Source organism: Streptomyces sp. NPDC058373 (genome assembly GCF_042723275.1).
Lineage (GTDB): Bacteria > Actinomycetota > Actinomycetes > Streptomycetales > Streptomycetaceae > Streptomyces.
Window position 1 is genome coordinate 1 of record NZ_JBHXJE010000083.1, and the last position, 10425, is coordinate 10425.

Consider the following 10425-nt stretch of genomic DNA (forward strand, 5'->3'; position numbering starts at 1 on the left):
GTCAGTTTGTGAGGAGGTACCCCGGCCCGGCCCCGCCCGCACCACCCGGCGAACGAACCGCGAAAACCAAGCCCGGCCGGCGCTTGAGGCCAATCGGTGACCGGCACGGTCGAACCGGACAGACGGCCAAAAGACAGCCCGGCCGGCACTTGAGGCCATCGCGGACCGGCACGGTCGAGACGGAGCCCAGCCAAGACTCACCCCGGCCGACAAGGCGCCCCCGGAAGGGCGAACCGCAGAGCCAGGAGAACCAGGCGGCCCCCTGCCGGAAGACGGCCCCGCGGCCGTCATGGCACCCTTGGGGGCGTGACCGAGATTGACGCAAAGATCGATGCTCTCGTCCCCGAGTGGCTCACCCTCCCCGACATCGCCGAACAGCTCGACGTAGAGGTGACCCGCGTCCGCCAGCTGGTGAAGGACGGCCAGCTCCTGGCCGTCCGCCGGGGCGAGAACCGCGTACTGATGGTTCCCGCCGCCTTCATCGACGGCGACAAGGTGGTCAAGGGCCTCAGCGGCCTGCTGACCCTCCTCAGGGACGACGGTTTCGCCGACGAGGAGATGCTGGAGTGGCTGTTCACGGCCGACCCGACCCTGCCGGGCACACCCGCCCAGGCGCTGAGTGAGAATCGCGGGACGGAGGTGAAGCGCCGCGCGCAGGCGCTCGCCGTCTGACCGAGCACCGCTCACGTACGACCGTATCCGGATGCGGGCCGCGTCGATCGCGGCCCGCACACCGCTGTCAGGGGGAACCCATGTCCGACACCGCCCGCGCCCGCCTCGCCGACGCCCGCCTCTACCTCTGCGTGGACGCCCGCAAACGCCAGGGCGACCTGCCGGAGTTCCTGGACGCCGTGCTGGCGGGGGGCGTCGACATCGTCCAGCTGCGCGACAAGTCGCTGGAGGCCGCTGAGGAGCTGGAGCTGCTGGCCGTCTTCGCGGACGCCTGCCGCCGCCACGGTAAGCTGCTCGCGGTCAACGACCGCGCCGACGTGGCGCACGCCGCCAAGGCCGACATCCTCCACCTCGGCCAGGGCGACCTGCCCGTCCCGGCGGCCCGCGCCGTGATCGGCGGCGGCCCGCTGGTCGGCCGCTCGACGCACAGCGAGGCGGAGGCCGCCGCCGCGGCCGCCCAGCCCGGCGTCGACTACTTCTGCACCGGCCCCTGCTGGCCCACCCCCACCAAGCCGGGCCGCCACGCCCCGGGCCTGGACCTGGTCCGGTACGCCGCCGGCCTCACCACCGACCGCCCCTGGTTCGCCATCGGCGGCATCGACGCCGCGAACCTCGATGAGGTGACCGAGGCGGGCGCCCGCCGGGTGGTCGTGGTCCGCGCCCTGACCGACGCCGACGACCCGAAGGCGGCGGCGGCCGACTTCTCCCGCAGGCTGCGGGAGCTCTGAGCCCGCCTCGCCGAGGGTGTCCACGCCTGTCCGAGGCGTGGACAAGAATCGGTCGAAGCGGGCGAATCGATCAGGTTCGGCCCACTCGCCCCCTCGGCCTGGTTAACCTGCCCGTATGGCCCTAGGTACCGCTTCCACCAGGACTGACCACGCCGCGACCGTGCGTGACCTGCTCGCCTCCGGCAAGGCCTCGTACTCGTTCGAGTTCTGGGCGCCGAAGACCCCGAAGGGCGAGCGCAATCTGTGGGACGCCCTGCGCAGGGTGGAGGCGGTCGGGCCGAGCTTCGTCTCGGTCACCTACGGCGCGGGCGGCTCGACCCGCTCGGGCACCGTCCGCGCCACCCGGCAGATCGCCGACGACACCACGCTCACCCCGGTCGCCCACCTCACCGCGGTGAACCAGTCGGTGGCCGAGCTGCGCAACATCATCGGCCAGTACGCCGACGCCGGTATCCGCAACATGCTGGCGGTCCGCGGCGACCCGCCCGGCGACCCGATGGGGGAGTGGGTCCGCCACCCGCAGGGCGTCACGTACGCCGCCGAACTGGTCCGGCTGATCAAGGAGTCCGGCGACTTCTGCGTGGGCGTCGCGGCCTTCCCCGAGCGCCACCCCAGGTCCCCGGACTGGGACACGGACATCCGGTACTTCGTCGACAAGTGCCGTGCCGGCGCCGACTACGCCATCACCCAGATGTTCTTCGATCCGGAGGACTATCTGCGCCTGCGGGACAGGGTGGCCGCCGCCGGTTGCGCGACGCCGATCATCCCGGAGATCATGCCGGTCACCAGTCTCCGCCAGATCGAGCGGTTCGCGCAGCTCAGCAACGCGGTCTTCCCCGCGGCGCTGGAGGAGCGGATGCGTGCGTCGGCCGACGACCCGGCGGCGGTACGCTCCATGGGGATCGAGTTCGCCACGGAGTTCTGTGCGAGGCTTCTGGCCGAAGGTGTGCCCGGACTCCACTTCATCACCCTGAACAACTCCACGGCGACACTGGAGATCCACGAGAATCTGGGCCTGCACGACGACAAGGGCTGATCCACGGCCGCCGGTGAGGGCGGCCGCGGGAGAGGGGCGTACATGGGCTGGACGGTCCTCTATATTGCGTTCGGGATAGTGGCGCTCTGGCTCCTCGGCGAGGTGCTGCTCCAGTACAAGGCGCGGCTGCGCTGGCGGCTGCTGGCCTTCGCCGGTTTCTCCTGCGTCGTCCTCGGCGTGCTGATGTCGCTGGTCGTGGTGATCGCGCTGGGCGCCATGGCGTTCGCGGTCGGGCAGACCTTCGTGACGCTCTCCTTCCGCCGCGGCTTCTCCACCGGCTGGGCGGTCGGCGGGCGCCCCGGCGAGTCCCGCCGCCGCCGTACCAAGCAGCCCGGGCAGCAGGACCCGACCCTGGAGGTCTCCGGCCTCCAGGAGGAGACCCCGGACGTGCCGGACGCCCCCGACGCCCCGCCGGTGTACGCGCCGGTCGAGCCGATGCCCGACGACACCGGCCGGTACGGCGTCTACGACGACGGCCCCGACCCCCGCCGCGACGAGCCCGCCCAGGACTCCTCCGGGTACGAAGCCCCGTACGTTGCCCAGGAGTCGGGGTACGCCCCGCAGGACCCGTACGCCGCCGCCCAGGCCGGGTACGACTACGACTACGCCGCCCAGAGCTACGGCTACGACACCGGTCAGGGCCAGTACACCGGCCACGCCGACCCGTACGCCGCCACCGCCGGGTACGACCACACCGCCCAGAGCGGCTACGGCGACTGGAACGGCCAGCAGTCCCAGGAGTCCTACGGTTATCCGCAGGAGACCTACACCACCACCGGTTACACCGACACCCCGCCCGGCGGCGTCTGGGTCCCGCAGCAGCGCGACGGCGAGAGCGGCTACGGCGGGTACGGCTACGACGCCTCGGATCTCCCGCCGCAGCACCAGCCGGACGGCTCGTATGTGCCGCAGCAGGGGTACGAGCAGTGGGGGCCGGAGTACGGCGGGCTGCCGCCGGAGCAGACCCCGGCGCAGGAGCAGGGCACGCCGGACCACGGCGGCCAGCAGTACCGCTACTGAGGCGCGGGGGCGGCCCGCCCCCGCGCCTCCCGGCTCAGGTCGAGCCGGTGAACTCCGGTCCCTCGACGATCAGTCCCGCCACCAGGGCGCCCGACATGCCCGCGTGCGGCAGTCCGCCGCCCGGGTGTGACCAGCCGCCGACGGTGAACAGGCCGGGGAGGCGAGTGGAGTTGGCCGGGTGCAGCAGTCTCCCTCCGGCCGCCGCCAGCGCGGGCGCGGGGACGGCGCCGCCCGGTGCGCCGGTGGTGCGCGCGATGTCGGCCGGGGTGACCGCGTGGCGCAGGCGCACCCGTCCGGCTAGGCCAGGGACGGCCGCCTCGGCGCGGGCGGTGATCCGGTCCAGCTCCGCCTCGGACGGCTCGGTGCCGGGCGCGACGGTGAGCCGTACCGTCACCGCCTCGTGGCCCGGGCCCGGGACCGACGCGGGGTCGTCCGGGCGGTCCACGACGAGGGTCGGGTCGGCCGCCACCCCGGGTGCCCCGCCGAAGACATGGGCGGCCTCGGCCTTCGGGTCGCGGCTGTGCAGCACGGTGCGGTGGACGGTGCCCGGCGGGCGGGCGCCGTCGAGGGCGAGCAGCACCAGCAGGCGGGAGGCGCGGTCGGTCTCCCGCTGGGCGGGGACCTCACCGGCGGTGCGCGCGGGCGAGCCGAGCAGCGCGTCGAGGACCGTCGGCGGCACCCCCGCCACCACGTGATCGGCGTCGACGCGGTTTCCGCCGGCGGTCACCAGCCCCGCCGCGCGGCCCTCCTCGACACGGATCGTGGCGACCTCGGAGCCGAAGACGAACCGCACCTTCCGTTCCAGGCACCGCTCGTGGAGCGCGGTCGCCAGGGCCCGCGTCCCGCCGCGCACCGACCAGAGCCCGAAGGTCTGCTCCAGGTACGGCAGGACGGCGGCGGCCGCCGGGGCGGTCCGCGGGTCCAGCCCGGCGGCGAGGGCGTAGTGGCCGAGGAGGGCGGCGAGGCGCGGGTCTCGCAGCTCCCAGGCGCCGATCTCGGCGAGCGTCGTCGCGCGGCGCTCGCGGCGCAGGGGGCGGCGCCAGGGCTCGGGCGGATAGGGCTCGCGCTCGGCCAGGACCTGCCAGTTGGGCCAGAGGGTCTCTTCGAGCAGGGGACGGCGCGAGCGGTCCCAGGTGTCCCTGGCCCGGTTGAGGAAGGCGCCCCAGCGCTGTCCCGCGCCGCCGCCGAGGGCCGCGTCGAGGGCGGCCGCGACCTGGGCGCGGGAGGTGTGCGGGAGGTCGGCGCGGACGCCGTCGGCGAAGACGTGGCGGACGGCCGGGTCGGTCTCGGTGAGGCCGACGCGGTCCTCCAGCGCCTCGCGGCCCGTCTTCAGGAACAGGTCGCGCGGGACGGCGGGGAGAGTCAGCAGCCCCGGGCCGGTGTCGAAGGCGAAGCCGTCCCGCCGGTACTGACCCAGAGCGCCGCCGTACGTGCCCGAGCGCTCGTGCACCTCCACGTCGTGCCCCGCCACCGCCAGCCGGGCCGCCGCCGCCATGGCCCCCATTCCCGCACCGATCACCGCGATTCTTGCCATGCCCCGATTCTATTTCCCCGGGCCCACCCCAACAGAGCGTCCCGGCCCACCCCGTGCCCGACCACCACCGCCGCCACCACCACCCGAGACCACCGCCCGCCACCACCGCCTGGGCCAGACCCAGCCATCCCAGCCCGGCCGGCGTTTGAGGCCGTCTGTGACCGGTGCCCGGTCAAGAGGCGGAGCCCAATACCTGGCCTCGAACGCCGACCGGGCTGAAGTCGGCCGCGCCGGGGCCGGCCCCTCGGATGAGTACCCGTACTCACCGGATCTGGGTGCGAGAGCGGACGAAAGCAGGGGCGGGTGGGCGGGAGAGTGGGGCACGCCGGGCGGGGCCGCGCGGTGACGTGTTCGTTCCGCCGACACGGGGCGGCGGAACGGGCGGGACCGAGAGGTCCTCCCGGGGCCCCGCCCGGTGCCGGACGGAGCCCCACCGGGCCACCCGGGGCTCAGGGCCGAGACGGCCCCACGCCGCTGACCCGCCCCTGGAGGAGCAGCGAGAGCGCCCCGTGGACCTCGTCGATGGACCGCTCCCGCTGGAAGGACTGCCAGTCCAGCGCCGCCACCAGCACCATGCCGACCAGCGCCGCCGCGGTCAGCGGGATGTCCACCTCGGAGCTGAGCTCCCCGGTCTCCACCGCCTCCCGCAGCACCTCCTCGACCACCGCGACCGCCTCCTGCCGGACCACCAGCAGGGTGTCCTGCCAGGCCCTGTTGGTGCGCCACAGCTCGGCGACGTAGAGCTGGGTGAAGGCCGGGTAGCGGTCGATGAAGAGGAGACCGGCGCGGATCATCGCGTCCAGCGCGTCGACCCGGCTCCCGCCGCGCTCGGCGGTCTCCTCCGCCGCGGTGCGCAGCGAGGCGGTGAGCAGCCCCACGCCGTGCCGCAGCAACTCCTCGAACAGCACGGTCTTGCTGGCGAAGTTGTAGTACACGGTGCCCTTGGCGACCCCCGCCCGCTCGGCGATCTCGTCGACCGTGGTCGCGGAGAAGCCCTGCTCGGCGATGAGGGTGACGGCTGCCTCGTAGAGCTTCTGCCGCGTCGCCTGACGCCGTGTGCTGCTGTCCATGGTCCCGATTTTCGCAGGTGCGGCGGGTACCGCGCGCCCGGCGCTCAGAGGGTGAGCTCCGGGTGGAGGCGGTCCACGGTCCACATCTGACGGCCGCGCGCCGCGAGCGCCGTGAGCGCCAGGGCGCCCGCCGTGAACGCGGCCAGCACCGCGCACGCCTGCCACACCGGGCCGAGCGGGCCGCCGGTGATGAGCAGCCGCAGCGCCTCCACCACGTAGGTCATCGGCAGGAGCGGGTGGATGGCGTTGAAGAAGCCGGGGCTGGTCTGCACCGGGTAGGTGCCGCCCGCCGAGGTGAGCTGGAGCATCAGTACGGCCAGCACCAGGATGCGCCCGGCCGCGCCGAAGCGGGCGTTGAGCCACTGGACGATCGCCGTGAAGCAGGCGCTGACCAGCACCAGGAAACCGATCGTGCCGGCCGCCCTGACCATCTCCAGGCCCAGCCCCCAGTGGAGCACCGCCATCAGCGCGGAGACCTGGAGCACGCCGAGCCCCGCCACCGGCAGCCAGCCGGAGAGAGCCGTCCGCCAGGCGGAGGCGCCGGCCGCCAGGGCGCGGCGGCTGAGCGGCGGGATCACCATGTACGCGACCATCGCGCCGACCCAGAGGGAGAGCGGGATGAAGTACGGGGCGAAGCCGGTGCCGTAGTTGGGCGCGGCGTGCATCGACTGGGAGGCGAGGCGGACCGGGTCGGCCATGACCTCGGTGCGGTCGTCGCGGTCCTTCTTGTCGTAGTCGGGGATCTTCTCGACGCCGTCGTGAAGGCCGCCGGCGAGCTGGCCGGAGCCGTCGGCCAGCCGGAACATGCCGCCGTTGAGGTTCTTGGCGCCGGTCTGGACGCGGCCGATGCCGGTGTCGAGGTCGGTGGCGCCGGTGCGGGCGGTGCCGAGGCCGGTGTGGAGCGCCTTGGCGCCCGCCGCGACCTGCCGGGCGCCCTTGTCGAGCGCGTTGACCTTGGTGACGGCGTCCTTCAGGTCGTCGCCGAGGGTCGGGGCGCTCTTGGCGAGGGCGTTCGCCTGCTTCTGCAGGGTGGCCAGGTGGCCGTCGAGGGTGGTGAGGTCGGCGTCGCCGATCACCGTCTCCAGGTCGTCGGCGACCTTCACGACGTCGGCCGCGGAGTCCTTCGCCTTCTTCAGGTCCGGACAGGCGGGGTCGCCCAGCTCTCCGACGGCGCCCTCGCATCGGGCGGTGTAGACCTTGTCGAGCGTCTCGGAGGCCTCGCGCGCGCCCCGGGCCGCGACGGGGGCGGCCTTGACGAGCGCGTCCAGGTTGTCGCGGACGACCTTGGTGGAGTCGGCGACGAGCCGCGCGGTGTCCCCGATGAACTTGCCGTTCTCCTTCAGGTACGGCTGGACCTTCTCGGAGGTCGAGTTGACCTTCCCGGCGAGCAGCTTGGTCCCCGCGGCCACCTGCGCCGAGCCCTTCTCCAGGTCGCCCGCGCCCTTGTCGAGCCGCTTCACCCCGGCGGCCAGCTTGGTACTGCCGGTACGGGTGTCCTTCAAGCCGTCGACCAGGTCCTTGGAGCCGTTCCTGGCCTTGCCGATGCCCTTCTTCAGCTCGTCGGCGCCGTCGGCGGCCTCGGCGGTGGCGCCGTGGATGTCGGAGAAGGAGAGGAAGATCCGGTCCAGGAAGGAGCGGGAGGCCTTGGCCGAGGCGGATGTGCGGACCTCGGTGAAGACGGTCCGGGAGATCTGCCCGACGATGTAGTTGTTGGCGTCGTTGGTCTCCACCTTCAGCGCGCTGGTCTCCGGCTGGTCACCGGAGCTGGAGGCGATCCGCTCGCTGAAGTCCTTCGGCATCGTCAGCGACAGGTAGTACGTCCCGTCCTCGACGCCGCGCCGCGCCTGCTCGGCGCTGACCTCGTGCCACTGGAAGACCTCGCTCTCGTGCAGGCCCTCGGTGATGTCGTCCCCGGCCCGCAGCTTCTCCTTGCCGATCTCCGCGCCCCGGTCGTCGTTGACGAGGGCGACGGGGATCTGGTCGAGGCGGCCGTAGGGGTCCCAGAACGACCAGAGGTAGAGCGCGCCGTAGAGCAGCGGCAGCAGCAGGAGGGCCACCAGGGCGGCGGCGGGCAGGCGGCCCCTGCCGAAGCGCTTCAGCTCAAGCGCGGCCAGTTTCGGCGAGCGCATCCGCCGTCTCCTTCTTCTCGGTCTTCTCGGTCGTGGCGGCCGCCGTGGCGTCCGGCCCGTGGGGGGCGGTACGGGCGTCGGTGGCCCGGTCGGTGCCGACGACCGCGAGCGGGACGCCGCCGGGCAGTTCCGCGGGGGCCTCGCCGCAGACCGCCAGGACGGTCACCCCGTCGGCGGCCACGCTCGCGAGCAGCGCCCACGCCTCCTCGCGGAGCGGTGCCGCCAGCTTCAGGTCGACGTCGTCCACGGCGAGCAGCCGGGGCCCGCCGATCAGCGCCAGCGCCACACAGAGCCGCAACCGCTCCAGCCGCTCCAGGTCGCGGACGGCCGTACGCGGCCCCTTCGGCAGCGTCGCCAGGTCCAGCCCGGTGGCGGTCAGCGCCGCGTCGTGGACCCGGCGGGCGGCGGCCCGCCGCTCCCGGGGCGGGCGCAGCGCCGCCTTCAGCGCGGCGAGCGGCGCGGTGCCGTAACGCCGCTGGAGCAGCACCCGCTCGCGCAGGTGCTCACCGACGGTCAGGGAGGGCTCGAGGTCGTCGACGCCGGGTACGTGGGCGAGCGCCGCGGTACGCCGGACCGCCGCGGCCTGCTTGCGCAGCCGCAGCCCGCCGATCCGGGCCTCGCCCTCGGTGAGCTTCATCCGGCCGGCGAGGGCCAGCAGCAGGCAGGTGCGGCCGGTGCCCGAGGCGCCGGTGAGCGCCACGACCGAGCCGGGGGCCGCCTCGAACCGCACGTCCCGGAAGACCCAGCCGCGCGGCCCCTTCAGCCCGATGCCGTCGGCCTCGACGGCGGCGCCCTCGGGGGACTCCGCAGGCGCGAAGCCCGCGGCGGCGTCCTTCTCCGAGGGCGCCTGAGGGGCGTCCGCCGACGCGTCCGGCGTGTCCGGCGCGGAGGAGGCCTCGGAGCCGGCGGGCGGGGAGGCGGGGCTTCTGCTGGTGGCGGGTTCCGGGCGGCGCTGGGGCTCCGGTTCCGGCTGGTGGCGGGTCACGGCCCGTCCCTCCTCCGTGCTTTTGAACTGACCGGTCAGTTCAAAAGTTATGCCGGGCCCGTGCCGCGCCGCAATCCACCCCCTCCTCTCCGGGGACCCCCGGCAGAGGCCGACCGGGGGCGGCCCGGCGGAAGTGTCCCCTCTGGAGATGATTTGCCCGTGGCGTACCTCACGGTCGCCGGGCCCCGCCTCCCCGGCGGCGGAGCCCCGGTTCCGCGCTGCCCGCCGTACCGCGCGCGGGAGGGCCCGCCGCCCCCGCTGACCGGCCGCGCGACGGCTCCGGCGCCCCGGGCCGGGCGGTGCCGCGGAGGCAATAGGGTGGGAGCCCACTGCACCCGATAGACGCCCGCCGCCCCGAGCGGCGGTGCCGCGCCGAGGAGTCAACTGCCGTGTCGGACCCGATGCGCCCCCGCGCTTCTCTCCGTACCGCCGTGGTCTGGGAGGTCCTGAGGGACGCCCTCGACCGCCAGGTGAAGACCACGGGGAGGCGCTCGCTGGACGTTCTCGACTCCGGCGGCGGCAGCGGCAACTTCGCCGTACCGGTGGCCCGGCTCGGCCACCGGGTGACCGTCGTCGACCCCAGCCCCAACGCCCTCTTCGCCTTGGAGCGCCGGGCCGCCGAGGCCGGCGTCGCCGACCTGGTCACCGGCGTGCAGGGCGACGCCCTCGGCCTCTTCGACGTGGTCGACCGGGGCGCCTACGACGCGGTCCTGCTGCACGGCGTGCTGGAGCACATGGACGACCCGGCCGAAGGCGTCGCCAGCGTCGCCGCCGCGCTGCGCCCCTCCGGGACCCTCAGCCTGCTCGCCGCCGGGCTCGGCGGCGCTGTCCTGGCCCGCGCCCTGGCCGGGCACTTCACTGAGGCCCGCACCGCGCTCGCCGACCCGGCGGGCCGCTGGGGCGAGGCCGACCCGGTGCCGCACCGCTTCACCCCCGACCAGCTCACCGCCCTGGTGGAGGCGGCCGGAGTGCGGGTCGGCGCGGTCCACGGCGTCCGGGTCTTCGCCGACCTGGTGCCCGGCGTCCTGGTCGACACCGAGCCCGGCGCGCTCGACGCCCTGCTCAAGCTGGAGGCCGCCGCCGCCGAGGAGCCCGCCTTCCACGCCGTCGCCACCCAGCTCCACGTCCTCGGCGAGAAGACCGCCACCCAGGAGGACTAGGCCCTGTCCGGCGGATCTTCGTGGGCCTGCGACGCCTGGCACGCACTCTCGCCGTACGCCCGAATCACCCGAGTACGTCCAGTACGAGGGA

At 74.2% G+C, this 10425-nt stretch carries 9 protein-coding genes; 5 read left to right on the forward strand and 4 right to left on the reverse strand.

The window, feature by feature from the left end:
• Window positions 1-306 precede the first annotated feature (306 nt).
• The 4 genes from ACFWMZ_RS27670 to ACFWMZ_RS27685 all read left to right on the forward strand — a co-directional run bounded on the left by ACFWMZ_RS27670 (window position 307) and on the right by ACFWMZ_RS27685 (window position 3456).
• Window positions 307-672, forward strand: a complete 366-nt coding sequence (locus tag ACFWMZ_RS27670; protein ID WP_383184102.1) for an Rv2175c family DNA-binding protein — start codon at window positions 307-309, stop codon at window positions 670-672.
• 80 nt (window positions 673-752) lie between these two features.
• Window positions 753-1400, forward strand: coding sequence for a thiamine phosphate synthase (thiE, locus tag ACFWMZ_RS27675; RefSeq protein WP_383184104.1), 648 nt, complete (start codon window positions 753-755; stop codon window positions 1398-1400).
• A 115-nt stretch (window positions 1401-1515) separates the two neighbouring features.
• Window positions 1516-2436 carry a methylenetetrahydrofolate reductase [NAD(P)H] gene (gene metF / locus ACFWMZ_RS27680; protein WP_383184106.1) on the forward strand — a complete coding sequence of 307 codons (921 nt, stop codon included), beginning with the start codon at window positions 1516-1518 and terminating at the stop codon, window positions 2434-2436.
• A gap of 42 nt (window positions 2437-2478) precedes the next feature.
• On the forward strand, window positions 2479-3456 hold the full coding sequence (locus tag ACFWMZ_RS27685) for a hypothetical protein (protein WP_383204874.1): 978 nt from the start codon (window positions 2479-2481) through the stop codon (window positions 3454-3456).
• Window positions 3457-3490: 34 nt separating this feature from the next.
• On the opposite strand, the gene ACFWMZ_RS27690 is transcribed toward ACFWMZ_RS27685, so the two are convergent.
• From ACFWMZ_RS27690 to ACFWMZ_RS27705, 4 genes are all read right to left on the reverse strand, one after another.
• Window positions 3491-4990, reverse strand: coding sequence for a phytoene desaturase family protein (locus tag ACFWMZ_RS27690; protein ID WP_383204877.1), 1500 nt, complete (start codon window positions 4988-4990; stop codon window positions 3491-3493).
• A 449-nt stretch (window positions 4991-5439) separates the two neighbouring features.
• Window positions 5440-6060: a TetR/AcrR family transcriptional regulator gene (locus ACFWMZ_RS27695; RefSeq protein ID WP_383184112.1), complete on the reverse strand. Its 621-nt coding sequence runs from the start codon at window positions 6058-6060 to the stop codon at window positions 5440-5442.
• 44 nt (window positions 6061-6104) lie between these two features.
• Window positions 6105-8189 carry a YhgE/Pip family protein gene (locus tag ACFWMZ_RS27700; protein WP_383204880.1) on the reverse strand — a complete coding sequence of 695 codons (2085 nt, stop codon included), beginning with the start codon at window positions 8187-8189 and terminating at the stop codon, window positions 6105-6107.
• A complete protein-coding gene (locus ACFWMZ_RS27705) occupies window positions 8161-9174 on the reverse strand; it encodes an ATP-binding cassette domain-containing protein (RefSeq protein ID WP_383204883.1) in 1014 nt (337 codons plus the stop codon). The genes ACFWMZ_RS27700 and ACFWMZ_RS27705 overlap by 29 nt, the downstream gene beginning before the upstream one ends.
• A 389-nt stretch (window positions 9175-9563) precedes the next feature.
• On the opposite strand from ACFWMZ_RS27705, the gene ACFWMZ_RS27710 reads away from it, so the two are divergent.
• Window positions 9564-10334 (forward strand): methyltransferase domain-containing protein, encoded by a 771-nt coding sequence (locus tag ACFWMZ_RS27710; protein ID WP_383184118.1) that lies wholly within the window; start codon window positions 9564-9566, stop codon window positions 10332-10334.
• Window positions 10335-10425: the final 91 nt, after the last annotated feature.

Excerpts from the sequence above, each read along its gene's own strand:
- ACFWMZ_RS27695 (WP_383184112.1), bottom strand. The coding sequence starts at position 6,060 with ATGGACAGCAGCACACGGCGTCAGGCGACGCGGCAGAAGCTCTACGAG.
- ACFWMZ_RS27685 (WP_383204874.1), top strand. The coding sequence starts at position 2,479 with ATGGGCTGGACGGTCCTCTATATTGCGTTCGGGATAGTGGCGCTCTGG.
- thiE (WP_383184104.1), top strand. The coding sequence starts at position 753 with ATGTCCGACACCGCCCGCGCCCGCCTCGCCGACGCCCGCCTCTACCTC.
- ACFWMZ_RS27690 (WP_383204877.1), bottom strand. The coding sequence starts at position 4,990 with ATGGCAAGAATCGCGGTGATCGGTGCGGGAATGGGGGCCATGGCGGCG.
- metF (WP_383184106.1), top strand. The coding sequence starts at position 1,516 with ATGGCCCTAGGTACCGCTTCCACCAGGACTGACCACGCCGCGACCGTG.
- ACFWMZ_RS27700 (WP_383204880.1), bottom strand. The coding sequence starts at position 8,189 with ATGCGCTCGCCGAAACTGGCCGCGCTTGAGCTGAAGCGCTTCGGCAGG.